Source organism: Nonomuraea sp. NPDC050663 (assembly GCF_044456985.1).
In the GTDB taxonomy this organism is placed as follows: Bacteria; Actinomycetota; Actinomycetes; order Streptosporangiales; family Streptosporangiaceae; genus Nonomuraea.
Genome location: NZ_JBITGL010000003.1, coordinates 844,264 through 868,730 on the forward strand (window position 1 = coordinate 844,264; position 24,467 = coordinate 868,730).

A 24,467-nucleotide genomic window follows, 5' to 3' on the forward strand; every position below is an offset into this window, starting at 1 on the left:
TCGCTAGATCTCGCCGTCCGGGTCCTCCTCGCCCGGCGGCAGTCCCGGCGAGGTGCCGCCCGGCGTGCTCTGCGAGGGCGTCGGCGACGGTTCGGGCTGCGGCTGCTGCGACTCGGGCGTCGGCGGGGGCGTGGGCTCGAACACCGTCGGCGGCAGCGGACGCCGCACCGGCTCGGTGTCGTCCAGCCCCCGGAACAGCAGGATCGCGATCACCACTCCCAGCAGCAGCAACGCCAGCAGCACCGCCAGCGCCAGCAGCACGCGCCGCCGCGTCTCGGTCGCCGGGCGCGGCGGCCGCCCGGCGCCCGGCAGCGCGGGCGCCCGGTCGGTCAGCCAGTAGGGCACGTAGTCGGGCCCGTGCACCTCCCCCAGCAAGATGCCGCCGACCATGACCGGCTCCAGGTACCGCTCGGCCCCCGGACGGCCTGGCTGGTACGGCGTGGCCGCCCACGGCGCCTCCCCAAGGTCCGACTCCAGCACCGCCGGCCCCGTCAGCACGGTGCCTCGCCGCGGCGAGGCCTCGCGCACCGCGGTGACGAACCGGTCGCGTGCGGCGCCGTCGAGCGCCGCTCCCCTGGTCAGCAGCGCGATCGACACCGCGCGGCCGTCGTCGGCCTGCCCCAGGTAGACGAACCCGGCGGGCATGCTGTGCAGGCGCGCCTGGATGACGAACGGGCCGAGCCGCGGCGGGTCGCCGTACTGCAAGGGGCTTGCCATATCGCCAATGTTCCCAAGGAAAGCTGTGAATACCGTGCAACGGCCGCGCTTCATGCACGAAACGCGCCAACTTGGGGAAGATGGCAATCATGAACGTCGCCGAACAGCTGCCCAGCGAGACCGACGCGACCGTCCTGCGCAAGGCGCTGGACGAAGTCCGCCGGGTCATCGTCGGCCAGGAGCACATGGTGGAGCGGCTGGCGGTGGCGCTGCTGGCCCGCGGCCACTGCCTGCTCGAGGGCGTCCCGGGCGTGGCCAAGACCCTGGCCGCCTCGACGCTGGCCACCGTCGTGGGCGGCACCTTCGCCCGCATCCAGTTCACCCCCGACCTGGTCCCCAGCGACATCGTCGGCACCCGCGTCTACCATCCCTCCTCCGAGCAGTTCGACGTCGAGCTCGGCCCCGTCTTCGTCAACTTCCTGCTGGCCGACGAGATCAACCGCGCCCCGGCCAAGGTGCAGTCGGCGCTGCTGGAGGTCATGGCCGAACGCCAGGTGACCCTGGCGGGCGTCACCCACCCGCTGCCCAGGCCGTTCATCGTGCTGGCCACCCAGAACCCCATCGAGTCCGAGGGCGTCTACCCGCTGCCCGAGGTGCAGCGCGACCGCTTCCTGTTCCGCGTGCGGGTGCCGCACCCCAGCGCCCACGAGGAGCTGGAGATCCTGCACCGGATGAGCGTCACCCCGCCGGTGCCCGAGCGCGTGCTCGACCCCGACACGCTCATGGGGCTGCAGAAGCAGGCCGAGCAGGTCTCTGTCCACCAGCTCGTCGCCGACTACGTCGTGCGCCTGGTCATGGCCACCCGCGCGCCGTCGGAGTACGGCCTGGGCGACCTGGCCGACACGATCGAGATCGGCGTCAGCCCGCGCGCCACGCTCGGGCTGGTCTCGGCCGGGCGCGCCCTCGCGCTGCTGCGCGGGCGCGACTACATGCTCCCCGACGACGTGCGCGACGTGGCGGCCGACGTGATGGGACACCGGCTCATGCTCACCTTCGACGCCCTGGCCGACGGCATCGACCCCGAGCAGGTGGTGCGGCAGATCCTGCACGCCGTGCCCCCGCCCCTGGTCGTGTGGAACCAGCAACGATGACCAACAGGGCGGAGGTGGCGCTGCGGAGGCTGGAGCTGACCATCACCCGCAAGCTCGACGGCCTCATGCACGGCATGCACCAGGGCCTGCTGCCCGGTCCCGGCAGCGAGTCGGGCGACAGCCGCATGTACGTGCCGGGCGAGGACGACGTGCGGCGCATGGACTGGGCCGTCACCGCCCGCACGACGGTGCCGCACGTGCGCGACCTGGTGGCCGACCGCGAGCTGGAGACCTGGGCGCTGGCCGACCTGTCGGCCAGCATGGACTTCGGCACCGCCGACACCGACAAGCGCGACCTGGTCGTCTCGGCCATCGGCGCGATCGGCTTCCTGTCCAGCCGGGTCGGCGACAGGTTCGGCGTGCTGGTCCTGCACGATGAGTACATCCACCGCATGCCCGCCCGCACCGGGCGGCCCGCGTTGTACGGCCTGCTGCACTCCCTCAGCGACGCGCCGCGCGGCCGCACCGTGCCGGACGCCCCCGACCTGGCCGAGGGACTCGAGGTGCTGGCCTCCACGCGCCGGCGCCGCGGCCTGCGGGTGATCGTCTCCGACTTCCTCGACGCCTACCCCAGCCTCGACCCCGAGATGGAGCGCGCCTGGGAGCGGCCCATGCGCCGCCTGGCCGCCCGCCATCAGGTGCTGGCCGTCGAGGTCATCGACCCCCGGGAGCTCGAATTGCCCGACGTGGGCAGAATCGCGTTCAGCGACCCCGAGAGCGGGAACGTACGCGACGTGCACCTCACACCGAGAGTACGGCAGGCGTACGCGGAAGCGGCCGCCCTGCAGCGCGAGGGCACCCGCATCGCACTGCGCCGCGCGGGCGTGGCCCACCTGGTGCTGCGCACCGACCGCGACTGGGTGCACGACATCGCCCACTTCACCCTCCAGCAACGGCGCATGGTGCACTCCCGCAGGCGGCCGTCATGACCTTCCTCGCGCCCGGATGGTTGTGGCTGTTCGCCCTGATCGCCCTGATCATCGGCGCCTACGTCGCCTCCCAGCTGATGCGCCGCCGCTACACCGTGCGCTTCACCAACCTGGCCCTGCTCGACCTGGTCGTGCCCGCCGGACCCGGCTGGCGCAGGCACGTCGCGCCGGCGCTGTTCCTCGTCATGATGAGCCTGCTGGTGATCGGCGCCGCCAAGCCGGCCTTCGAGGTGAAGGTGCCGCGCGACCGCGCCACCATCATGATCGCGCTCGACGTGTCGCTGTCGATGGAGGCCGACGACGTCACCCCCAACCGCATCACCGCCGCCAAGGCCGCCGCCCAGCAGTTCGCGCTGGAGCTGCCCGACCGCTTCAACGTCGGCCTGGTCTCCTTCGCCCGCTCGGCCAACGTGGTCATCTCCCCCACGACCGACCACCAGGCGGTCGCCACCGCCATCGGCAACCTGACCACCCGCCCCGGCACCGCCATCGGCGAGGCGGTCTTCAACTCCCTCGACTCCATCCGCTCCTTCGACCAGCGTGCCGCCACCGACCCGCCGCCTGCCGCGATCGTCCTGCTGTCCGACGGCGACAACACCTCGGGCCGGGGCGTCAACGAGGCCATCCAGGCCGCCACCCAGGCGCGCGTGCCGGTCTCCACGATCGCGTACGGCACGCAGGAGGGCACCGTGGAGATCGACGGCAGGCCGGTGAACGTGCCGGTCAACAAGGCCACCCTGCAGTCGCTGTCCGACGGGACCACCGGCCGCGCCTACTCCGCGGAATCGGGCACGGAGCTGCGCGAGGTCTACGAGCAGATCGGCACCTCGCTCGGCTACAAGCTGGTCAACCAGGAGATCAGCCAGCGATTCATCATCGCGGCGATCCTGGTCGGCGTGCTGGTGGCGGGCGCGGCGGTCCTGCTGGGCTCTCGCATCCCGTAACGTTTTGGCACGTGAGCGCGCACTACTTCGAGGAGCGGCCGGAGGCGGCCAGCAGGCCGGGCACGGTCGACCTGGTCCTGCCCGACCTGCACCTGAAGCTGGAGACCGACCGGGGCGTCTTCTCCCCCGAGAAGATCGACCTGGGCACCCGGATCCTGCTGGAGTCGGTGCCGGCGCCTCCCCAGGAGGGCGACCTGCTCGACCTGGGCTGCGGCTACGGCCCGATCGCGCTGACGATGGCCTCGCGCGCGCCGCAGGCGCGGGTCTGGGCCGTCGACGTCAACAGGCGCAGCCTGGAGCTCACGGGGCGTAACGCCCAGACCGCCCGCCTTTACAAAGTAAGTCCCGTGCATGCCGACGAGATGCCGCCGGAACCCCGGTTCTCGGCCATCTGGTCCAACCCGGCGATCCGCATCGGCAAGCCCGCCCTGCACGCCATGCTCACCCGCTGGCTCGACCGCCTGACCGGCGACGGGGTGGCCTACCTCGTGGTGCAGAAGCACCTCGGCTCCGACTCCCTGCAGCGCTGGCTCGGCGAGCAGGGCTGGCAGGCCACCCGCCACACCTCCCGAGCCGCCTACCGCATCCTGAAGGTGACCCGATGATCCGCAAGCAGCTCCGGCCCACCGACGTCAAGCGGCTCAACCGCACCTGGCGGCGCTCCACCGAGCACCGCCTGGCGCTGATCCTGGAGTCGGTGACCGGGCCGTTCAACGTCGGATCCATCTTCCGCAGCGCCGCGGCGTTCGGCGCCGACCAGATCTGGCTGGCCGGCAACTCCACCCCGCCGACCAACCCCAAGGCGGGCAAGACCGCCCTCGGCACCGACCGGCTGGTCCCCTGGAAGGACGGCCTGACCGCCGTCCAGGCCGTCCAGGAGGCCCGCGCCGACGGCTACACCGTGCTCGCCGTCGAACTCACCGGCGAGGCCAGACCGCTGTTCCGCGCCGACCTCGCCCGCGACGTGTGCCTGGTCGTCGGCAGCGAGGACCACGGCTGCTCCCCCGCCCTGCTCGAAGCCGCCGACGGCGAGATCTACATCCCGCAGGTCGGCAAGGTCGGCTCCTTCAACGTCGCCGTCGCCGCCGCCATCGCCCTGGCCGAGACCCGCCGCCAGGAATGGCAGACCCTCTCCCCCGAAGGCCTGTGATGCTCAGCCGCCGCTTCAGCTTCCTCGACCACCACGGCCCCCTGGCCTTCGCCCACCGGGGCGGCGCCCTTGAAGGGGCCGAGAACTCCATGGCGGCCTTCGAGCACGCCGTGCGCCTGGGCTACACCTACCTCGAGACCGACGCCCACGCCACGAGCGACGGCGTCCTGCTGGCCTTCCACGACCACACCCTCGACCGCGTCACCGACCGGCGCGGCCGCGTCGCCGAGCTTCCCTACTCGGTCGTACGGCAGGCGCGCATCGGCGGCGCCCACCCGATCCCCGTCCTGGAGGAGCTCATCGGCTCCTTCCCCGAGGCCCGCTTCAACATCGACGTCAAGGAGGCCGGCGCGATCCTGCCGCTGGCCCGCGTCGTGCAGCGCACCAACGCCTACGAGCGCGTCTGCCTGACCTCCTTCTCCGACGAGCGCCTGGCCCGCGCCCGCGCCGCGATGGGGCGCGAGGTGTGCACGGCGCTCGGCCCGCGCGGCGTGGCCGCCCTGCGCGCCGCCGCGGCCACCTCGGGCTACGGTCGGCTGTTCGCGCGCCTGTCGCGCGCGCAGATCCCGTGCGCCCAGATCCCGCTCGGCTTCCGGGGCCTTCGGGTCACCACCCGCGCCCTGGTGCGCACCGCCCACGCCCTGGGCATGCAGGTGCACGTGTGGACCATCAACGACCCCGTCCGCATGGAGCGGCTGCTCGACCTGGGCGTCGACGGCATCATGACCGACAACGTGACGGGCCTGCGCGGCGTGCTCGACCGGCGCGGCCTGTGGGAACACCGCGACAACGCCGCCTAGACGCACGAAGGCCGCCCCCTGCACCCAGGAGGCGGCCTCACGCCACGCTCAGCGAACCGCGGGCACCCGCGGGATTCCGGTCAGCCGGTTCTGCTCACGCAGCGTGCGCAGCCGGTCGACCTCGGAGGTCCACATCGCGCCCTTGGGCGTCGCCCTGGCCTTGCGGCGGGCGATCCGGTCGTCGTAGGCCTTGACCCCGAAGGTCGCGCGCTGGCCCGCCTCGGCGGCCCTCAGCGCCTCGGTGAGCGCCTTGTCCAGGGCCAGCCCGGCCTCACGCAGCTCGACCTCGTCGGCGTGCGCCGCCTGCAGCTCGCGCACCCGCTGCTCGGCCGTACGGGCCTTGTCGAGCGACTCGGGGAAGCTCTGCGAGATCTCCTGATCCGCGTGGAAGCGGACCTCGGCCTCGCGGCTGACCCGCGGACGGAAAAACGCCATGGGACTTCCTCTGCCTTTCACCTTGCCGGTACCAGGGCCGGTACCAGACAAAGCCTAGCCCTCCCCGCAGGCGGCACGTGTCGTGCCCCGGGCGAAGAGGTCACCACCGGCGCGGCGCCTTTACAAAGTAATGTCCCGGTTGGCAGGATGATCACCATGCCTGCCAAGCGACCGCCCGTCCCGCTCTCCCGCGAGCGCATCATCGACGCCGCGCTCCACATCGCCGACAGCCAGGGCCTGCGCAGGCTGACCATGCGCAGGCTCGGCGACGCGCTGGAGGTCGAGGCGATGGCCATCTACCACCACCTGCCCCGCGGCAAGGAGGCGCTCATGGACGCCCTGGCCGAGCACGTCACGGCGGTCCAGGTCGAGCGCGCCGCCACCTGGCAGGAGACGGCCAGGGCCTGGTGCCACGCCGGGCGCGAGGCGCTGCGCGAGCATCCCGGCGTGCTCGCGCTGGCGCTCACCAAACCACCCAAAGGGGCTACCGCCCTGGCCATCCGCGAGCAGGTCGACCAGCTCGACGAGCTCGGGCTCGGCGACGCCGCCGACGCCGTACGGTCGCTGCGCGCCTTCGTCTTCGGCAGCGTCGCCGTCGAGGTCCAGGCCTCCGGCTGGGCCGATCCCGAGGTCGACACCTGGACCAGGCGTGACGCGGGCGCCGACGCCGACTTCGAGCGCGGCCTCGACGCCCTCCTGCGCGGGCTCGGCGGCTGAACCGGAGCGAGCGCGGTCCAGCAAGGACTGCCAAAGAAACAGCCCGCTTTGTCGGCGTGTTGCCGTTGGAGCGGGCCTCCGGGATGGGCACTCTGTGTGTTAGGTCACATCCGCCCCGGCAAACCTCCTCCTTCAACCGTCCTAACGGACTATGTCGGGAACTGTGACCTGCGTCGCACACTTGCTAGGACCTATTGTTTCCGGGTCTGGCGCCCGGATCCATCCACGAGATATCGGAGGCACGCCGATGTGCCCGCACGACCCGGCCTGTCCGCCGGCAGACGCGCTCGACCGAGAGGCCGCGCGCACCCTCGCCTGCCATCCCGAACAGGGGTGGAGCCTGCTCTGCAACGGGGTCGTCCTCTTCGAGGACACCGGTGAGCTGTTGCCGAGCGGCGCTGTGATCGCCCCGCATCGGCCCCTGCCAGCCGCCATCTGACGGATCAGCGGGCCCAGGAGTCCATCCGGTCCGCGATCCACCCGGCGACCAGTTCGCCGACTTTTTCGGGGTTCTTCTTGAGATCGTGGCCCTCCCCCGGCAACACCACCAGACGGGTGGCGTCGGCCGGGTCGGGGATGCCGAAGGGGTCACGATCCCCATTGATCACCAGCACCTCCACCCCCGCGCCCCTGAGCTCCTGCGCCCTGGAACGTTCCGGCCTGCCGGGCGGGTGCAGGGGAAAGGCCAGTGCCACCGCTGCCACGGCCCCGACCGCCCTGGCCGTACGGCAGGCGACCCGCGCCCCGTTGCTGCGCCCGCCCTGCACCACCGGCATCCCGGGGAACCGGTCGCGCAGCGCTCCCAGCACCACGGCCCAGGCCTCGTCCTGCCGCTCCGGGCTGCCGGGCGCTCGCGCCCCGGCCAGCCGGAAGGGCTGGGTGACCCGGGCGACGCTCACGCCCGCCTTCAGGGCGGCGTCGCGCACCGCGAGCAGGTCGGGCGCCTCGACGGTGCCGGCGGAGCCGTGCGTCAGCACCAGCAGCAGGCCCGGCTCCGGCGCCTCGTCCAGGTCGACCCGCGCGGGCCCGCGCGGCGTGACGATCTCCATGGTCATCATGCTGTCACAGGGTCCTCCGAAAGAAGGATGACGGCCCGCCGAGCCTCTGCGACATTGAAGGTATGTCTGACATGCGAGGCGAGATCCGCCAGGACCTGCACGCCACCTTGGACGCCCGTCGCGATCTCGGCCCCGACTACGAACACGCCCTCGTGGAGTCCTTCGCCGCCCGCCTCGACGAGGTGATCGCCGCCAAGGTGGCCTCCGAGGTCGCCGGCCAGCGCAAGAAGGGCAAGAAGAAGCAGGGCGGCAACGCGGGGGCGGTGACGCCGGTGGCGATCTGCTCGCTGATCTTCGGCATCCCGATCACCGCGATCGCCTCGGAACAGGCCGGCCTCGTCGGGCTGATGGTGGTCTGGATCGGCATCGCCCTGGTCAACATGGCCGTGGTGTTCGGCACCCGCGACTGAGCCCCCACACCGCCGGCTAGCCGCGCTCGCGGCGCAGCCGTACCTGCTCGGCCAGTTCCTCGTCGTCGTGGTCGAGCCCGTAGCTCCACACCTGCTCGGCCTGCTCCGGGCGGCCCCGCAGCGGCAGGGTGCGCGCCAGCAGCTCGATGGCCAGCGACACGGTCTCGCGGTCGCGGCCGTCCTCGGCCGCCGCGGCGAACTGCGCGCAGGCCAGCTCCAGGTGCGCGATGCCCAGTTGCACGCGCAGCCGGGCCGCGGTGTCGTCGTCGGCGCGTTCCAGCGCCGCCTCGATCAGGTCGGCCGCCTCCCCCGGCTCGCCCCGCTCCAGGAGCAGGTCGGCCAGCCGCTGCGCCGCCGTCATCGGCCCTCCGGCCTCCAGCGCCGCGCGCAGCTGCGTCTCGGCCCCGTCGAGGTCGTTCTCCTCGGCGGCCAGGCGGGCCAGGGCCATGTGCGCCAGCGGCACGTAGTCGTCGTGGCCCACGCCGAGCACGGCCTGCCAGGCTCCGCGTGCCTGCTCGGCAGAGCCCTCGCGCTCGAAGCTCTGCGCCAGCAGGCAGGCCGCCTGGGCGGAGTACTCGGTGGGCCCGGCCGACAGGGCGATGCGCGCCGCGCGCCGGGCGCCGGGGTGGTCGCCCTGCTCCTCCAGCACCACGGCCAGGCCGACCGCGGCCTGGGCGCGCTCGGGCGCCGAGTCGTCGCCGGCCAGCCGGCCGAAGATCTCCGCGGCTCCCTCCAGGTCACCGTTCTCGGCCAGGCGCCGCGCGGTGTCGAGCGGGGAGGTGTCGAGCTCTGGGGGGGTCAAGAGGTCTCCTTCGCGTGGCTGCGAAAAGCCTAACGAAGCGCGGGTGATCATGTCCCGTCTATGCCTCCCGACGCGCGGGCGGGCACGGCGAGCGTGCCCACCCCTGTCGCGTCCGCCCCTCTAGGCCCGCTTGACGCGCAGCCGGTAGAGGGCGGCCGCCGCGGCGACTCCCGCGAGGCCGAGCGCCGCGCACCACACGAACGCCGCCCCCAGCACCGTCGCGGACCCGTCAAGCAGCAGCGCCCGCATCGAGTCGATCACCTGGGTGAGCGGCTGGCCGGCGGCGAAGGCCTGCAGCCAGCCGGGCATCGTCTCCACCGGCACGAACGCGCTCGACGGATACGGCAGGAAGGCGAAGACGAACGCGTAGCCGCTGGCCGCCTCCGGCGTCTTGGCCAGCAGCCCGATGGCCGCCGCCACCCACGACATGGCCGTCACGAACGCGGTGATCAGCGCCGCCGCCAGCAGCCAGTCTCCGGGCGCGGCCACGGGGCGGAAGCCGATCGCGAAGGCGACCGCGAAGACCAGCACGGTGGCGGCCAGGTTGCGGGCCACGCTGGCGGCCACGTGGCCGCCCAGCAGCGCCGTCGCGCTCACGTCCAGCGATCGCAGCCGGTCCATGACCGCCTCGGCCATGTCGTTGGCCACGCTCATCGCCGTGGTGCCCGCGCCGTAGGCGGCGCACAGCACCAGCACGCCCGGCACGACGTGCTGCACGTACGGCCCGCCGGTCTCGATCGCCCCGCCGAAGAAGTACACGAACAGCAGCATCATCATGATCGGCAATGCGAGCGCGGTGATGAGGGCGTCACCGGCGCGCAGGCTGAGCCGTACGGAACGGCGAGCCATGACGAGGACCTCAGACATCGGCGGTCACCTCCAGGAAGACGTCGTCGAGGGTGGCCGAGCGCACGGCGAAGCGCTCGACGAGGGTGCGGCCGGGATCGAGGGCGTCCAGGAGCTCGCGCACGTGGGCGGCGGTCCCGTCGGTGGTGACCTCCAGGGTCGACCTGACCGGGTCGCGCCGGACGATCCGGCCGCCGAGCATGAGCTCGGCGTGCTCGTAGGCGGCGGCGCCGGCCAGCGTCAGCTCCAGGCGCTCGCCCGCGACCCGGTGCTTGAGCTCGGCGGCGGTGCCCTCGGCGACCAGCCGGCCGCGGTGCAGCAGCGCGATGCGGTCGGCGAGGCGGTCGGCCTCCTCAAGGTACTGCGTGGTCAGGAAGATCGTCACCCCGGCCGCGGCCAGCCGGGCGGCCTCCTCCCAGACGGCCTGGCGGCTGCGCGGGTCCAGGCCGGTGGTGGGCTCGTCGAGGAACATCACCTCGGGCTCCCCCACGAGCCCGGCGGCCAGGTCGATGCGGCGTCGCATGCCGCCCGAGTAGGTCTTGACGCGCCGCCCCGCGGCTTCGGTGAGGTCGAAGCGCTCCAGCAGTTGCCCGGCCCGTTCCCTGGCCGCCCGGCGGGACAGGCCGGTCAGGCGGGCGATCATGCGCAGGTTCTCCTCGCCGGTCTGCTGCTCGTCAAGGGCGGCGTGCTGGCCGGTGAGGCTGATGCGCCGCCGTACCTCGGAGCGGTCGTTCACCACGTCGAACCCGGCCACGCTGGCGCGGCCGCTGTCGGGGCGCAGGAGCGTGGCCAGCAGCCGCACGGTGGTGGTCTTGCCCGCTCCGTTGGGCCCGAGCAGGGCGTAGATGGCTCCGCTTGGCACGGTCAGGTCCAGGTGATCGAGGACCGTGTGCCGTCCGTAGGCCTTGGACAGGCCCTCGGCGACGACTGTCATGAGGGGACTCCTTGTTTATGCCATATACATCTTTGTTTAGACCATACACCGCTAGGCGTATGGCGTAAACTGACGGCATGAAGAAGGGTCTGAGCCTGGAGCTGGTCGTCGAGGCCGCCGTCGAGGTGGCCGACGCCGAAGGGCTGGAGAGCGTCTCCATGAGCCGCGTCGCCAAGCAGCTCGACGTCTCGGCGATGGCCCTGTACCGCCACGTGGCGACCAAGGACGAGCTGGTGGCCCTGATGGTCGACACGGCGCTCGGACCGCCGCCGCCTCCGGCCACGGGAGGCGGCTGGCGCGAGGGCCTGGTCTACCTGGCGGAGGCGATGCGCGCCAGGCTGCTGGAGCACCCGTGGACGGCGCTCGCGCCGGTCACCGGCCCGCCCTCCTCGCCCAACCAGCTGACCTGGCTCGACCGGGTGCTGCACGCCATGCGCGACACCGGCCTCGACGAGGCCGAGCAGCTCTTCTGCGCACTCCTGCTGAGCACCCAGGTGCAGTCGGGGGTGGCGCTGGCGGTCACCGTCAACCGCAACCCGTCGGCCGCCGCCCTGGCCGCCGGATACAGCGACTTCCTCGACCGGGCGACCGCCGACGGCCGCCTGCCCGAGGTGCGCCGCCTGGTGCGGGCGGGCATCTTCCAGGGGGCGGAGATGGACATGAGCATGGAGACCGAGTTCCGCTTCGGCCTCGAGCGCATCCTCGACGGGATCGAGGCCCTCGTCAGGGTGCGCTAGTCAACAAATTGAGTAATATACGAGTTGTGCCTTTCCTGAGATATGTGGCGCTCGGCGACTCCCAGACCGAGGGGCTGAACGACGGCGATCCGCTCACCGGATACCGGGGCTGGGCCGACCGCCTGGCCGAGCTGCTCGCCGAGGCCGACGGGCAGGTGCAGTACGCCAACCTGGCCGTGCGCGGCAAGCTCGCCGCCCACGTCCGCGCCGAGCAGCTGCCCGCGGCGCTGGAGCTGCGGCCCGACCTGGTGACCGTGATGGCCGGGATGAACGACCTGATCCGGCCCAGCTTCGACGCCGACGCGGTCACCGGCCACCTGGAAGCCATGTTCGCCGCGCTCAGGGGCACGCCCCCGGCCAGCCTGATGGAGGCGGCCCCCACCGTGGTCACCTTCACCTTCCCCGACATCGGCCGCATCGCGCCCATCGTCAAGCGCCTGCGCCCTCGCCTGCTCGACTTCAACGACCGCGTGCGCGCCGCCGCCGCCCGTCACGGCGTCCTCGTCGTCGACGCCTACCCCCACGACGTGACCTGCGATCCCCGCATGTGGAGCTCCGACCGCATCCACGCCACCCCGCGCGGCCACGCCCTCATCGCCGCGGCCGTCGCCGACACCCTCGCCCTGCCCGGCAGCGACCCCTCCTGGACCCAGCCGCTCATGCCGCTCCCCCTCGTGCCCGCCTGGCGCCGGGCGGCCACCGAGGCGGCCTGGCTGGGCACGTTCGTGGGCCCGTGGATGGTGCGCCGCCTGCGCGGCCGTTCCTCCGCCGACGGCCGTACGGCCAAGCGCCCGCTGCTCCTGCCGGTGCGCGACTAAGCAACCCGCGTTGACTAAACTCGGATTAGTCAACTAAAGTTGCCCACATGCCCGGTGTTGAGATTCCCGAAGTCCAGGACCCCGCCGACGGTCTGGCGGCCGTGGTGGCCCTGCGCCGCCTGGCCGACCGGATGGAGGACGCCGCCGTCGAGCAGGCGATGCGCGAAGGCTGGAGCTGGCCCCAGGTCGCCGAGGCCCTCGGGGTCACCCGCCAGGCCGTCCACAAGAAGCACGCCAAGCGGCTCATCGCCGCCGGCGTCCAGTTGCGGAGGCGCTGATGAAGGCGTTCGACGAGTTCCTGCACCTCACCCTCACCCAGGCCGGTGACGAGGCGCGCCGCGAGGGCTCGGCCACCATCGAGGCCCAGCATGTGCTCCTGGCGATTGCCGCGGGACATGAGAGCGTCACCCTGGAGCTGCTGGCGTCGTCGGGCCTCGACTACCAGGCGCTGCGGGAAGCGCTGCACCGCGAGTTCGAGCACAGCCTGGCCGCCGCCGGCGTCCGGCTGGCGCCCTCGGGACCGCCCGCGGCCAGCCCGCACCCGTCGCGCGGCCTCCAGATGGGCGCCTCCGCCCGGACGGCGCTGGAGCGAGGGGTGTTCGCCCGCCACAAGAAGGACCTGCGGCCGGCGCACCTGCTGATCGGCATCCTCGGCGCCGAGGTCGGCACCGTGCCGCGCGCCCTGGCCCTGGCCGGCGTCGACCGGCACGCCCTGGTCACCCGCGCCCACGCCACCCTGCCCCCGGCCGCCTGACCCACCCTCCGGACTCGCCCTCGGGACACGCTCTCGGAACCCCGCCCTCGGGACCCCGCCCTCCGGACCCGCCCCCAGGCATGCCCTCGGGACACGACGGGACGCGGCGGGGCCCGCACCCCGGGAGGAGTGCGGGCCCCGGCCGAGGCGTGATGGGCCTAGTCCTCGTAGGCCTCCAGCGGCGGGCAGGCGCACACCAGGTTGCGGTCGCCGTAGGCCTGGTCGATGCGGCGCACCGGCACCCAGTACTTCCCGTCACGCAGCGAGTGCAGCGGATAGGCGGCCTCGCTCCGGGTGTACGGGTGGCTCCACTCGTCGGCCGTGACCGCCTCGGCGGTGTGCGGCGCGTTGCGCAGCGGGTTGTCGGTGCGGTCGTAGGACCCGTCGGCCACCTTGGCGATCTCGGCGCGGATGGCGGCCATCGCGTCGACGAACCGGTCGAGCTCGGCCAGGTCCTCCGACTCGGTCGGCTCGATCATCAGCGTGCCCGCGACCGGGAACGACATGGTCGGCGCGTGGAAACCGTAGTCGATGAGGCGCTTGGCCACGTCGTCGACGGTCACGCCCGTCTCCTTGGTGATCTGCCGCAGGTCGATGATGCACTCGTGCGCGACCAGACCGCCCCGGCCGGTGTAGAGCACCGGGTAGTGCGGCGCCAGGCGGCGGGCCAGGTAGTTGGCCGACAGGATCGCCTGCTCGGTGGCGGCGCGCAGGCCGTCGCCGCCCATCATGCGCACGTAGGCCCAGGAGATGGGCAGGATGCCCGCCGAGCCGTACGGCGCCGCGGAGACCGGGCCGACGGGCGCGCCCTCGCGCAGCGGGTGCGACGGCAGGAACTCGGCCAGGTGGCCGCGGACGGCGACCGGGCCGACGCCGGGGCCGCCGCCGCCGTGCGGGATGCAGAAGGTCTTGTGGAGGTTCAGGTGTGACACGTCGGCGCCGAACTCGCCCGGCTTGGCCAGGCCCACCAGGGCGTTGAGGTTGGCGCCGTCGACGTAGACCTGGCCGCCGGCGGCGTGCACCTTGGCGCACACCTCGGTGATGGACTCCTCGTACACGCCGTGGGTCGACGGGTAGGTCACCATGATCGCGGCGAGCCGGTCGGCGTGCTTGTCGATCTTGGCGTCGAGGTCGGCCAGGTCGACGTTGCCGTCGGTGTCGCAGGCCACCACGACCACGCGCATGCCCGCCATGACGGCCGAGGCGGCGTTGGTGCCGTGGGCCGAGGAGGGGATCAGGCACACGTCGCGCTCGGCGTGTCCGTTGGCCTGGTGGTAGGCGCGGATGGCCAGCAGGCCGGCGAACTCGCCCTGGGAGCCGGCGTTGGGCTGGATGGAGACGGCGTCGTAGCCGGTCACCTCGGCCAGCCAGCCCTCGAGGGTCTCGATGAGCTCGCGGTAGCCCTCCGACTGCGCCTCGGGCGCGAACGGGTGGATGCCGGCGAACTCCGGCCAGGTGATGGGCTCCATCTCGGTGGTGGCGTTGAGCTTCATCGTGCACGAGCCGAGGGGGATCATCGAGCGGTCGAGCGCGATGTCCTTGTCCTGCAGCTTGCGCAGGTAACGCAGCATCGAGGTCTCGGAGCGGTGGGTGTGGAAGACCGGGTGGGTCAGGAAGTCGTCGTCGCGCAGGAGCTCCTCGGGCAGGACCGAGAGCTCCTCGCCGTCGTGGGCGGCGATCTCGACGCCCAGGGCGGCGGCGAACGAGGCGAGCACGTCGGCGACATCGCCGGGGGTGGTCTTCTCGTCGCAGGCGATCGTGACCCGGTCGCCGTCGAGCTGCCACAGGTTGATGCCGCGCGCCAGCGCCTCGGCCACGACGGCGGCGGCCTTGCCGGGCACGGAGGCGGTGACGGTGTCGAAGAAGTGCTCGGTGACCGGGATGCCGCTGCCGGACAGGCCCTGGGCCAGGGCCGCGGCGCGGGCGTGCACCCGGCGCGCGATGTGCTTGAGTCCCTCGGGGCCGTGGTAGACGGCGTACATGCCGGCGATGACGGCCAGGAGCACCTGGGCGGTGCAGATGTTGCTGGTGGCCTTCTCGCGGCGGATGTGCTGCTCGCGCGTCTGCAGGGCCAGCCGGTAGGCCGGGTCGCCGTCGACGTCGACCGAGACGCCGACCAGGCGGCCGGGCATCTGGCGCTGCAGGCCCTCGCGCACCGACATGTAGGCGGCGTGCGGGCCGCCGAAGCCGAACGGCACGCCGAACCGCTGCGAGGAGCCGATGGCGATGTCGGCGCCGAGCGAGCCGGGCGAGGCGATCAGGGTCAGCGCGAGCAGGTCGGCGGCGGCCACGACGAGGGCGCCCTTGGCGTGGGCCTGCTCGGCGAGCGAGCGGAAGTCGCGGATCTGGCCGGTGGCACCGGGATACTGCACCAGGACGCCGAAACACTCGGGCAGCTCGGCGTCGAGGCGCTGGAAGACCAGCTCGATGCCGAGCGGCTCGGCGCGGGTGGCCAGCACGGTCTTGGTCTGCGGCAGCACGTCGTGGTCGACGACGAACACGTCTGACTTCGACTTGCCGGCGCGGCGCGCCAGCGTCATCGCCTCGGCGGCGGCGGTGGCCTCGTCGAGCAGGGAGGCGCCGGCCACGTCGAGGCCGGTGAGGTCGGAGACGACGGTCTGGAAGTTGAGCAGCGCCTCCAGGCGGCCCTGCGAGATCTCGGGCTGGTAGGGCGTGTAGGCCGTGTACCAGCCGGGGTTCTCCAGCAGGTTGCGCCGGATCACGGCGGGGGTGATCGTGTCGTGGTAGCCCAGGCCGATCATGCTGGTCAGCACCTGGTTACGGCCGGCCAGGGCGCGCAGCTCGGCGATGACCTCCACCTCGCCGGCCGCGGCGGGCAGCTTCAGGGCGTCCTTGGCCCTGATGGCCTCGGGGACGGCGACGGCGACCAGGTCGGAGACGGATTCGAAGCCCACGGCCTCGAGCATCCGCTGCTGCTCGATGTCGGACGGACCGATGTGTCGACGGGCAAAGGACTCAAACACAGACTCAACCACAGGGAAACCCTTCAGCGCGCAGGCAGGTGCCGGGTCTCCCCCTCTGTCCTCAAACCTGAGAGCTTCACCCCCGAAGGGGCTTTCACCGTCGGTGAGTCACGCCTGGCCGGCGCGCCTGCTTTCCAGAGTTGCCTCGCCCGAGCGGTACCGGGTGCCTGAGAGATTCCGGGGAGGGTTGCTCCTTCGGCGCCCCATCTCATGGATGGGGACTCTCCCGCACGGGGTCGAAAGCTTTCTGTTACCAGGTTACCGCTAGCCGATCCTGCGCGCACGTCGGCGCTGGGCGAGTTCGTCAGCTGGATAGTCGGCCGGGACGCTGGGGTCCTCGACCGACGCTGTTTCCCCCGGCAGCTCCGCGAGCGATCCCTCGACCTCGCGCCACACCCTGCCGAGTGCGATCCCGAAGACGCCCTGCCCGCCCTGCAGGAGGTCGATCACCTCGTCGGCCGAGGTGCACTCGTAGACGCTCACCCCGTCGCTCATGAGCGTGATCTGGGCCAGATCGGCGACCCCGCGGTCGCGCAGGTGCTGCACGGCCGTCCGGATCTGCTGGAGAGAGACGCCGGTGTCGAGCAGCCGTTTGACGACCTTGAGCACCAGGATGTCGCGGAAGCTGTACAGGCGCTGCGAGCCCGAGCCGTGAGCGGCCCGTATGGTCGGCTCGACGAGGCCCGTGCGCGCCCAGTAGTCGAGCTGCCTGTAGGTGATGCCGGCCGCTGCGCAGGCCGTGGGGCCGCGGTAGCCGATGTTGCCAGGCAGGGAAGCCGGCTCTGAGTCGAAGAGCAGACCCTGCTCACCGGCACGCTGGCGCGCGTCCTCGCGCCGCGCCGGATCTTCCTGGCCGGCCCTGTTTCCCTCGCCGCTGCTGACCGCCACGCGGACCTCCGGCTTTCTCTCATCCCGTGGCCTGATCTGGGGGTTCGCATGGCGACCACGGGTTTCACTTGCACCGTAGGACCGTGACCATGCTCAGTCAACGATCCCACTCGGCGAGTCGTGAAGCGTAAATGCTCTTATATGACTACCCCGCGCGGCCGAAGTCTTCCGGGGTGATCTGGTCAAGGAATTCCCTGAACTTCTCCACCTCGTCCTCCTGGTCGTCCGGGATGATCACACCGGCTTCCTGGACGACCTCCTCGCTGGCGTAGATCCTCGCGCCGGTGCGCAGAGCCAGGGCGATCGAGTCGGACGGGCGGGCGCTGACCTCGACTCCGTTGGAGAAGACCAGGTCGGCGAAGTAGATGCCGTCACGCAGCGCGACGATGTTGACCGCGCGAAGGCTGACACCCAGCGCGCTCAGCACGTCACGGAACAGATCGTGGGTGAGCGGGCGCTGCGGGGGCTCCTCGGCCGTCGCCAGGGCGATCGCCTGCGCCTCGGTCATGCCTATCCAAATGGGGAGAAAACGTTCACCACTCGCCTCCTTGAGCAGGACGATCGGCTGATTGGTGGGCATCTCCACACGAACGCCCACTACCTCCATCTGCACCACGGGCTGCTCCGAAATCAGTCACGAGAAAGCGAGCGAAAGCTCCTCCAACGTAACACCAGCCGGGCCGGGAATGTGCCCGATGCCGGGCCTGTACGGCTCAGCCCCGCAGGACGTTGCGCACCCCGGTGCGGAACATCGCGGCGTGGAGCTCCAGCAGCAGACCGGACAACTCGCGCGCGCTCTCGTGCGCCTCGCCGATGGCGCCGGGCGCGCGGCGCTTGAGCACGGGCGCCACGGTCTGCTCGACCAGCGAGCTCTCGCGCTCGGCCGAGGCCTTGACCGCGCGCAGATGGCGGGCGTGCAGCCCGAACGACGCCAGGCGGCCGACCGTGCGCGCGATGGCCAGGGCGTCGTCGTCGTAGCGCCTGGCCACCGGCGCCAGCAGCCCGTAGTCCTCGAGCTCCGCCAGCGTCTCCTCGTCGATCCCGGCGGCCTCCAGGAGCTCCTCGCGGCTGAGCCGTACCTCGTGGGACCCCCCGTGGACCGCACGCGGGCGCGAGAGCTCCTCGTGCATCTTGTCCTTGATCACGCGCAGCGGCAGGTAGTGGTCACGCTGCTCGCGCAGGATGAAGCGCAGTTGCTCGACGTGCAGGTGCGTGAACTTGCGGTAGCCGGAGGGGCTGCGATCGGGTTCGATCAGCCCCTCGCCCTCCAGGAAACGGATCTTGGAGACGGTGACGTCGGGGAACTCGGGCTTCAGCAGCCCGAGCACCTCCCCGATGCTCATGTGAGAGCGCGCGGCCTGTGCACTCATCTAGAGAGGAACACCAACCGGAACTTGCCGATCTGGACCTCGTCCCCCGAGTGGAGCGGAACCTCCTCGATGCGCTCCCTGTTGACGTAGGTGCCGTTGAGCGATCCCACGTCGCGCACGGTGAAGCGGCCGCCGGGGTGGCGGTAGAACTCGACGTGGCGCCGCGAGACGGTGATGTCGTCGAGGAAGATCGTGCTCTCCGGGTGGCGGCCGACCGTCGTCAGGTCCTGGTCGAGCTTGAAGCGGCTGCCCTGGTTGGGCCCGCGCACCACGGTGAGCAGGGCGGCGCCCGGTGGCAGCTGCTCGACGAGCTGACGCTCGGCGAAGAGGAACTCCCCGGTCTCAGCCTCGTACGCCTCGATTCCCGCGACGGAGATCGTCGAGGTGGTGTCGCCCGTGACCTCATGCCGGGTCAGCGGCGATCCACACCGGGAACAGAATCGGGCATCCTCGGGGTTGGCATGCCCGCACTGCGTGCAGTAGACGCTCGGCATCGATCGGCTCGGCCTCCTACCGCGAGAACGCGGCTTTTCGGTGCTCGGGGCGCGCCTCGCTTGCTAACGCTGTCAACATTGCGAATGCCGCAACTTACGCTGATGCGCCGCAAAGGTCAAGGCGAGACGCCGGACGACAAGATTGGACGGAGACAAGTTACCGCTGGACGTACCTCAAGGTCCATCACTGTGGGGTTTCGGAGTCCTGTTGGGAACGATTCGGAGGCGTTCCTGAGGCAATCTTGGCCAAAACTCGATCATGCGCCCGAGGACTCCTCCACGATGCGCGCCCACCGCTCCAGGAGCGCCTGGGCGGAGTCGACGTGGCGCGCCTCGGCCCACAGGTCGGTGACCGGCTCGGTGGCCGCCGGGATGATCAGCACCCAGCTGCGGTCGTCGAGCACCACGCGCACCCCGTCGGTGGTCTCGTAGTGCAGCCCCTCCTCCTCGGCCGCCTCGATGAGCGAGCGCATGACCAGGCCCTTGGCCGCCCACGGGGTGGGTACGGCCCGGCGCAGCAGCCTGGCCTGCGGGATGCGGGCGTCGATCTGACTGAGCGAGAGCCTGGTCCTGGCCACCAGCCCCAGCAGCCGCATGAAGGCCGCCAGGCCGTCGACCGTGGGCGCGAACTCCGGCACCACGAAGCCGCCCCTGCCGTCGCCCGCGAAGATCATCTCCTCCTCGGCCGCGGCGGCGGTCAGCGCGTCCTGAGCGGTGGAGGTCCACTCGACCTGCACGCCGTGGAAACGGCAGACCTGCTCGGCCACCCGCGTGGTGGTGACGGGCAGCGCCACCCGCCCGCCCCGGCGCTCGGCCGCCACCAGGTCGAGCACCACGAGCAGGGCCCGCTCCTCGCTGATCAGCTGGCCCTTCTCGTCGACCAGGGCGATGCGCTCGCCGACCGGGTCGAAGCGCACCCCGAAGTGGGCGCGCGAGGAGCCCACGAGCTCCGACAGGCGCTGCAGGTCGCGCCGCCGCTCGGCCAGGGTCTCGGTGGGCGAGGCCTCGTCCAGGCGGGCGTTGACGGTCAGGACCTCCAGCCCGACGCGGCCCAGCAGCGTCGGCATGACCAGCGAGGAGGTGCCGCCGGCGCAGTCGACCACGACCTTGAGCTCGTCGGCGCCGCTCATGTCGACGCATCGCAGCAGCTCGTGGGCGTAGTCCTCGATGGCGCGCGCCGGGTAGGACAGCTCGGCTATCTCGCCGGGGAAGGCGCGGCGGAACTCCTGGCGCGAGTAGACGCGCTCCAGTTTGCGCTGCGTGGCCGGGGCCAGATCGGCGCCCTCGGAGTCGAGGAAGACGATGTCGACGCTCTGCGGGTCGCCCGCCGTGGTGCGCAGCGCGATGCCGCCGCTCGTGGGCTTGCGGGAGGTGTAGAAGCGCGTAACCGGCAGCGGCGCGGCCTCCAGGTCGATGACGTTGATGGCACTGGCCGTCAGGGCGCTGATGACCGCCCGCTTCAGCGCGCTGGCCGCGCGGGAGGCGTCACGGGAGGTGACGACCGATTCGCCCTTCTTCAGGGTGGTGGCGTAGGCACTGGCCAGCCGTACGCACAGCTCAGGGGTGATCTCGACGTTGACCAGCCCGCTGATGCCCCGCCGGCCGAACAGGCTGGCCTGGCCGCGCGACTCCCAGATGACGCTGGTGTTGACCACCGCGCCCGCCTCGACCGTCTTGAACGGGTAGATCTTGACGCCGCTGGAGACGTACGCCTCGGCGCCGATGACGCACTCGTCGCCGATGACGGCGTTCTCCTCGATGCGGGCGCCCGTCATCACGTCGGTGCTCTTGCCGATGACGCATCCGCGCAGGTTCGTGCCCGGCCCGAGGTAGACGTTGTCGTGGACCACCGCCCGGTGCAGGAACGAGCCCTCGCGCACGACGGCGTTGTCGCCGAGCACGGTGTATTCGCGTAACTCGGCGCCCGCCTCCACCTTGGCGTAGTCGCCGATCAGCAGCGGGCCCTTGAGCACCGCCTCCGGGTCGACGGCGGCCGTCTCGGCCACCCAGACGCCCGGCGACAGCTCGAAGCCGCCGATGTCGAGCTTGACCCGCCCGGCCAGGGCGTCGGCCTGGGCCTTGAGGTAGCTCTCGTGCGTGCCGACGTCCTCCCAGTAGCCGTCGGCGACGTAGCCGTACAGCGGGGCGCCGCGCTCCAGGAGCTTGGGGAAGACGTCGGAGGCCCAGTCGACGGCCTGGCCGTCGGGCACCTCGTCGAGGATCTCCGGCTCCATGACGTAGATGCCGGTGTTGACGGTGTCGGAGAAGACCTGGCCCCAGGTGGGCTTCTCCAGAAAACGCTGGATGCGCCCGGCCTCGTCGACGATGATGATGCCGAACTCCAGCGGGTTGGGCACCCGCTTGAGCCCGATGGTGACCAGCGCGGAGTTCTCGCGGTGGAAGCGGATCATGTCAGACAGGTCGATGTCGGTGAGGGCGTCGCCGGAGATGACCAGGAAGCTGTCGTCGCGTAAGCGGCTGGCGGCGTTCTTCACGCTGCCTGCCGTACCGAGGGGCAGGTCCTCGGTGGCGTAGTGGAGGGTCATGTCCAGCTCGTCGCCGTCGCCGAAGTAGGAGCGCACCAGGGCGGCCAGGAACTGCACGGTGACGACGGTCTCGGTGAGCCCGTGCCGCTTGAGCAGGCGCAGCACGTGTTCCATGATCGGGCGGTTGACGACGGGAAGCAGCGGTTTGGGCTGGTTGGCGGTCATCGGGCGCAGCCGAGTGCCTTCCCCGCCCGCCATGACGACCGCCTTCACCCGATCACTCCTTCGTGTTCTGGACGGCTTTCGCGGCGCCTACGAGCTGTCGTACCTGTACCACATACAGCAGCCCCGCCCACCAGTACAGACCCACGCCCCAGACAGTGAAGGACCAGCCGATGATGCGGGAGAGATCGGCGTACCACGTGCCGGTGTGCGAGGCCAGGAACAGCAGCGGGAAGGCGTACATGAGGTTGGCCATCGCCGCCTTGCCCAGGAAGTGCACCTGGAGGGCGCGGTAGCCGTACTTGCGCAGGATCGGGGCGAAGCTCGCCACGAACAGCTCCCTGCCCAGGATGATCGCCACCAGCCACCACGGGATGACCTCACGCAGCGCCAGCCCCAGGATGGTCGCGAAGACGTAGAGCTTGTCGGCCGCCGGGTCGATGATGCGGCCCAGGCGGCTGGTCTGGTTGAACGCGCGGGCGATCTTGCCGTCGAGCCAGTCGGTGAAGGCCGCGGCGATGAGCAGGGCGATCGCCCAGCCGTCTGCCTTGGGGCCCAGCACCAGCCACAGGAAGACCGGGACGCCGAGCAACCTGAGGAAGCTCAGGATGTTCGGAATGGTCCACACGCGATCCTCGGCCGAAATCTCACTCACGGCTTCGACCCTACTGCGTGGGAACCCCAGGTCGAGGTGGCCGGGGTTGCCTAACCGGCGATCACCACGTTCAATATCACTCGACCGAACGCGGGAGCCCGGCGAACCGGGCTGAGAGGACGGCTGTGACGGCCGCCGACCGCTTGAACCTGATCCGGGTAATGCCGGCGAAGGGAGTTTGCGTGATGGGTGACGCGCGTTCTTCGAAGATCCACATCGATGGGGTGCCCATGCGCCGGGTGAGCCTGTCGGACGGCTCCCACCTCGACCTGTACGACACCTCCGGTCCCCAGGGGCACGACATCCGCTCCGGCCTGCCCCGGCTGCGCGAGGAGTGGATCCTGGAGCGCGGCGACGTGGCCCGCTACGTCGGCCGCCGGACGCGGCCGATCGACGACGGCTTCAAGGACCAGGACGCCTGGGCCCGCCGCGCCACCGAGACCTTCCCGGGCGACCCGCACCGACCGCTCAGGGCGACCGGCCGCCCGGTCACGCAGCTCGCCTACGCCAGGCGCGGGCAGATCACCCGTGAGATGGAGTTCGTGGCGATCCGCGAGGGTTTGACGCCCGAGTTCGTGCGCGAGGAGGTGGCCTCGGGGCGCGCCATCATCCCGGCCAACGTCAACCATCCCGAGTCGGAGCCGATGATCATCGGCAGGAACTTCCTCGTCAAGATCAACGCCAATATCGGCAACTCCGCGGTGACGTCGAGCGTCGCCGAGGAGGTGGAGAAGCTGACCTGGGCCACCCGGTGGGGCGCCGACACCGTGATGGACCTGTCGACCGGCCGCGACATCCACACCACCCGCGAGTGGATCATCCGCAACTCCCCGGTGCCGATCGGCACCGTCCCCCTCTACCAGGCGCTGGAGAAGGCCGGCGGCGACCCGGCGGCCCTGTCGTGGGAGATCTACCGCGACACCCTCGTCGAGCAGTGCGAGCAGGGCGTCGACTACGTCACCGTGCACGCCGGCGTACGGCTCGCGTACGTGCCGCTGACCGCCCGCCGCACGACCGGCATCGTCTCGCGCGGCGGCTCCATCATGGCCGCCTGGTGCCTGGCCCACCACCGCGAATCGTTCCTGTACGAACACTTCGAGGACATGTGCGCGCTGCTCGCCTCCTACGACGTGGCCTTCTCCCTCGGCGACGGCCTGCGGCCCGGCTCCATCGCCGACGCCAACGACGAGGCCCAGTTCGCCGAACTGCGCACCCTCGGCGAGCTCACCGCCATCGCGCACGCCCACGACGTCCAGGTCATGATCGAAGGCCCGGGACACGTGCCGATGCACAAGATCAAGGAGAACGTGGAGCTGCAGCGCGAACTGTGCGCCGACACGCCCTTCTACACGCTTGGCCCCCTGGTCACCGACATCGCGCCGGGCTACGACCACATCACCTCGGGCATCGGCGCGGCCATGATCGGCTGGTACGGCACCGCGATGCTCTGCTACGTCACCCCGAAGGAACACCTGGGCCTGCCCGACAAGGACGACGTCAAGACCGGGGTGATCACCTACAAGATCGCCGCCCATGCGGCCGACCTGGCCAAGGGGCACCCCCGGGCGCAGGCCCGGGACGACGCGCTGTCGCAGGCGCGCTTCGAGTTCCGGTGGCAGGACCAGTTCGACCTGTCGCTCGACCCGGACTCCGCGCGCGCCTTCCACGACGAGACCCTCCCCGCCGAGCCGGCCAAGACGGCCCACTTCTGCTCGATGTGCGGGCCGAAGTTCTGCTCCATGCGGATCACCCAGGACGTGCGCCGCTACGCCGAGGAGCGCGGCCTCACCGACACCGCCGCCCTGGCGGACGGCATGCGCGCCAAGGCGGCACAGTTCACCGACAGCGGCGGCCGACTCTACCTCGCCCTGACACCCGCCGGCGAGGCACACGCGGGTTCGCTGGCCGCGGACCGACCCGCGCCAGACCACGGCGCATTGGACGAGATCACCGCAGACGGGCCTACACGGGACGCGCCCATCGCAGGCGAGCCCACGCCGGACGCACCCACCGCAGGCAGGCCCACGCGGGACGCGCCTATCGCAGGCAGGCCCACGCCGGACGCGCCCACCGCAGACTTGGCAGCCCCGGACCTGGCAGCCCCAAACCCGGCCACCCCGGACCTGGCAGCCCCGGTCCGGCCTCCGCTGGCCTGAGCCTCCCCAAAGCTGGACCCGGCTTCGAACCCTCCCCCAGCGGAGCCGGGTCCTGAAACGCCTGTCCGCG

At 71.4% G+C, this 24,467-nt stretch carries 27 protein-coding genes and 2 riboswitches; of the genes, 14 read left to right on the forward strand and 13 right to left on the reverse strand.

Features of this window, described 5'->3' with window-relative positions; genetic code table 11:
* Positions 1–3 precede the first annotated feature (3 nt).
* Positions 4–717 carry a hypothetical protein gene (locus ACIBH1_RS12835; protein ID WP_397313853.1) on the reverse strand — a complete coding sequence of 238 codons (714 nt, stop codon included), beginning with the start codon at positions 715–717 and terminating at the stop codon, positions 4–6.
* An 89-nt stretch (positions 718–806) separates the two neighbouring features.
* On the opposite strand from ACIBH1_RS12835, the gene ACIBH1_RS12840 reads away from it, so the two are divergent.
* From ACIBH1_RS12840 to ACIBH1_RS12865, 6 genes are read left to right on the forward strand one after another with little or no spacing between them, the layout of a single operon-like run.
* Positions 807–1,808 carry an AAA family ATPase gene (locus ACIBH1_RS12840; RefSeq protein ID WP_397313854.1) on the forward strand — a complete coding sequence of 334 codons (1,002 nt, stop codon included), beginning with the start codon at positions 807–809 and terminating at the stop codon, positions 1,806–1,808.
* Positions 1,805–2,737 carry a DUF58 domain-containing protein gene (locus tag ACIBH1_RS12845; RefSeq protein WP_397313855.1) on the forward strand — a complete coding sequence of 311 codons (933 nt, stop codon included), beginning with the start codon at positions 1,805–1,807 and terminating at the stop codon, positions 2,735–2,737. Before ACIBH1_RS12840 ends, ACIBH1_RS12845 begins: the two co-directional genes overlap by 4 nt.
* Positions 2,734–3,681, forward strand: coding sequence for a VWA domain-containing protein (locus ACIBH1_RS12850; protein WP_397313856.1), 948 nt, complete (start codon positions 2,734–2,736; stop codon positions 3,679–3,681). The genes ACIBH1_RS12845 and ACIBH1_RS12850 overlap by 4 nt, the downstream gene beginning before the upstream one ends.
* An 11-nt stretch (positions 3,682–3,692) precedes the next feature.
* Positions 3,693–4,286, forward strand: a complete 594-nt coding sequence (locus tag ACIBH1_RS12855) for a class I SAM-dependent methyltransferase (protein ID WP_397313857.1) — start codon at positions 3,693–3,695, stop codon at positions 4,284–4,286.
* The gene (locus ACIBH1_RS12860) at positions 4,283–4,831 is read left to right on the forward strand and encodes a TrmH family RNA methyltransferase (protein ID WP_397313858.1); all 549 of its coding nucleotides are present in this window, start codon (positions 4,283–4,285) and stop codon (positions 4,829–4,831) included. Before ACIBH1_RS12855 ends, ACIBH1_RS12860 begins: the two co-directional genes overlap by 4 nt.
* On the forward strand, positions 4,831–5,631 hold the full coding sequence (locus ACIBH1_RS12865) for a glycerophosphodiester phosphodiesterase (protein WP_397313859.1): 801 nt from the start codon (positions 4,831–4,833) through the stop codon (positions 5,629–5,631). Before ACIBH1_RS12860 ends, ACIBH1_RS12865 begins: the two co-directional genes overlap by 1 nt.
* Before the next feature lie 48 nt (positions 5,632–5,679).
* On the opposite strand, the gene ACIBH1_RS12870 is transcribed toward ACIBH1_RS12865, so the two are convergent.
* A complete protein-coding gene (locus tag ACIBH1_RS12870; RefSeq protein WP_397313860.1) occupies positions 5,680–6,066 on the reverse strand; it encodes a hypothetical protein in 387 nt (128 codons plus the stop codon).
* 156 nt (positions 6,067–6,222) lie between these two features.
* Between ACIBH1_RS12870 and ACIBH1_RS12875 the strand changes: the two genes are divergently transcribed.
* Positions 6,223–6,783, forward strand: coding sequence for a TetR/AcrR family transcriptional regulator C-terminal domain-containing protein (locus tag ACIBH1_RS12875; protein ID WP_397313861.1), 561 nt, complete (start codon positions 6,223–6,225; stop codon positions 6,781–6,783).
* A gap of 247 nt (positions 6,784–7,030) precedes the next feature.
* Positions 7,031–7,222, forward strand: coding sequence for a DUF5999 family protein (locus tag ACIBH1_RS12880; RefSeq protein ID WP_220133418.1), 192 nt, complete (start codon positions 7,031–7,033; stop codon positions 7,220–7,222).
* 4 nt (positions 7,223–7,226) lie between these two features.
* Here ACIBH1_RS12880 and ACIBH1_RS12885 read toward each other — a convergent pair whose 3' ends face one another.
* The gene (locus ACIBH1_RS12885) at positions 7,227–7,838 is read right to left on the reverse strand and encodes an alpha/beta family hydrolase (protein WP_397313943.1); all 612 of its coding nucleotides are present in this window, start codon (positions 7,836–7,838) and stop codon (positions 7,227–7,229) included.
* Between the two features lie 65 nt (positions 7,839–7,903).
* Here ACIBH1_RS12885 and ACIBH1_RS12890 point away from each other — a divergent pair, with 65 nt between their 5' ends.
* On the forward strand, positions 7,904–8,251 hold the full coding sequence (locus ACIBH1_RS12890) for a hypothetical protein (protein WP_397313862.1): 348 nt from the start codon (positions 7,904–7,906) through the stop codon (positions 8,249–8,251).
* A 16-nt stretch (positions 8,252–8,267) separates the two neighbouring features.
* Here the strand turns inward: ACIBH1_RS12890 and ACIBH1_RS12895 are convergent, their stop codons facing one another.
* The 3 genes from ACIBH1_RS12895 to ACIBH1_RS12905 form a co-directional block, all read right to left on the reverse strand.
* Entirely contained in the window at positions 8,268–9,053 is a 786-nt protein-coding gene (locus ACIBH1_RS12895) for a tetratricopeptide repeat protein (protein ID WP_397313863.1), read from the reverse strand.
* 120 nt (positions 9,054–9,173) lie between these two features.
* Positions 9,174–9,920, reverse strand: a complete 747-nt coding sequence (locus ACIBH1_RS12900; RefSeq protein ID WP_397313864.1) for an ABC transporter permease — start codon at positions 9,918–9,920, stop codon at positions 9,174–9,176.
* Positions 9,913–10,833: an ATP-binding cassette domain-containing protein gene (locus ACIBH1_RS12905; protein WP_397313865.1), complete on the reverse strand. Its 921-nt coding sequence runs from the start codon at positions 10,831–10,833 to the stop codon at positions 9,913–9,915. The genes ACIBH1_RS12900 and ACIBH1_RS12905 overlap by 8 nt, the downstream gene beginning before the upstream one ends.
* Positions 10,834–10,910: 77 nt before the next feature.
* Between ACIBH1_RS12905 and ACIBH1_RS12910 the strand changes: the two genes are divergently transcribed.
* The 4 genes from ACIBH1_RS12910 to ACIBH1_RS12925 are packed head-to-tail and all read left to right on the forward strand — an operon-like array spanning position 10,911 to position 13,142.
* The gene (locus ACIBH1_RS12910; protein ID WP_397313866.1) at positions 10,911–11,570 is read left to right on the forward strand and encodes a TetR/AcrR family transcriptional regulator; all 660 of its coding nucleotides are present in this window, start codon (positions 10,911–10,913) and stop codon (positions 11,568–11,570) included.
* 26 nt (positions 11,571–11,596) lie between these two features.
* A complete protein-coding gene (locus tag ACIBH1_RS12915) occupies positions 11,597–12,388 on the forward strand; it encodes an SGNH/GDSL hydrolase family protein (protein WP_397313867.1) in 792 nt (263 codons plus the stop codon).
* A 47-nt stretch (positions 12,389–12,435) separates the two neighbouring features.
* Positions 12,436–12,666, forward strand: coding sequence for a hypothetical protein (locus ACIBH1_RS12920; RefSeq protein ID WP_181609812.1), 231 nt, complete (start codon positions 12,436–12,438; stop codon positions 12,664–12,666).
* Complete coding sequence (locus tag ACIBH1_RS12925; protein WP_397313868.1) at positions 12,666–13,142, forward strand: Clp protease N-terminal domain-containing protein; 477 nt, start codon at positions 12,666–12,668, stop codon at positions 13,140–13,142. Before ACIBH1_RS12920 ends, ACIBH1_RS12925 begins: the two co-directional genes overlap by 1 nt.
* A gap of 158 nt (positions 13,143–13,300) precedes the next feature.
* Here ACIBH1_RS12925 and gcvP read toward each other — a convergent pair whose 3' ends face one another.
* From gcvP to ACIBH1_RS12960, 7 genes are all read right to left on the reverse strand, one after another.
* The gene (gene gcvP / locus ACIBH1_RS12930; protein ID WP_397313869.1) at positions 13,301–16,069 is read right to left on the reverse strand and encodes an aminomethyl-transferring glycine dehydrogenase; all 2,769 of its coding nucleotides are present in this window, start codon (positions 16,067–16,069) and stop codon (positions 13,301–13,303) included.
* Positions 16,070–16,270: 201 nt separating this feature from the next.
* Positions 16,271–16,365: riboswitch (glycine riboswitch) on the reverse strand.
* Positions 16,366–16,390: 25 nt separating this feature from the next.
* Positions 16,391–17,014 carry a MerR family transcriptional regulator gene (locus ACIBH1_RS12935; protein ID WP_181609810.1) on the reverse strand — a complete coding sequence of 208 codons (624 nt, stop codon included), beginning with the start codon at positions 17,012–17,014 and terminating at the stop codon, positions 16,391–16,393.
* A gap of 145 nt (positions 17,015–17,159) precedes the next feature.
* Complete coding sequence (locus tag ACIBH1_RS12940; protein ID WP_181609809.1) at positions 17,160–17,630, reverse strand: bifunctional nuclease family protein; 471 nt, start codon at positions 17,628–17,630, stop codon at positions 17,160–17,162.
* A gap of 97 nt (positions 17,631–17,727) precedes the next feature.
* A complete protein-coding gene (locus tag ACIBH1_RS12945; protein ID WP_397313870.1) occupies positions 17,728–18,384 on the reverse strand; it encodes a MerR family transcriptional regulator in 657 nt (218 codons plus the stop codon).
* Positions 18,381–18,878 (reverse strand): FHA domain-containing protein, encoded by a 498-nt coding sequence (locus tag ACIBH1_RS12950; RefSeq protein WP_181609807.1) that lies wholly within the window; start codon positions 18,876–18,878, stop codon positions 18,381–18,383. The genes ACIBH1_RS12945 and ACIBH1_RS12950 overlap by 4 nt, the downstream gene beginning before the upstream one ends.
* Before the next feature lie 257 nt (positions 18,879–19,135).
* On the reverse strand, positions 19,136–21,637 hold the full coding sequence (locus ACIBH1_RS12955; RefSeq protein WP_397313871.1) for a sugar phosphate nucleotidyltransferase: 2,502 nt from the start codon (positions 21,635–21,637) through the stop codon (positions 19,136–19,138).
* A 4-nt stretch (positions 21,638–21,641) separates the two neighbouring features.
* Positions 21,642–22,241 (reverse strand): CDP-alcohol phosphatidyltransferase family protein, encoded by a 600-nt coding sequence (locus ACIBH1_RS12960; protein WP_397313872.1) that lies wholly within the window; start codon positions 22,239–22,241, stop codon positions 21,642–21,644.
* Positions 22,242–22,321: 80 nt separating this feature from the next.
* Positions 22,322–22,434, forward strand: a riboswitch (TPP riboswitch).
* Here ACIBH1_RS12960 and thiC point away from each other — a divergent pair.
* A complete protein-coding gene (gene thiC / locus ACIBH1_RS12965; protein ID WP_397313873.1) occupies positions 22,427–24,397 on the forward strand; it encodes a phosphomethylpyrimidine synthase ThiC in 1,971 nt (656 codons plus the stop codon). Its footprint overlaps the riboswitch before it by 8 nt.
* Positions 24,398–24,467 lie beyond the last annotated feature (70 nt).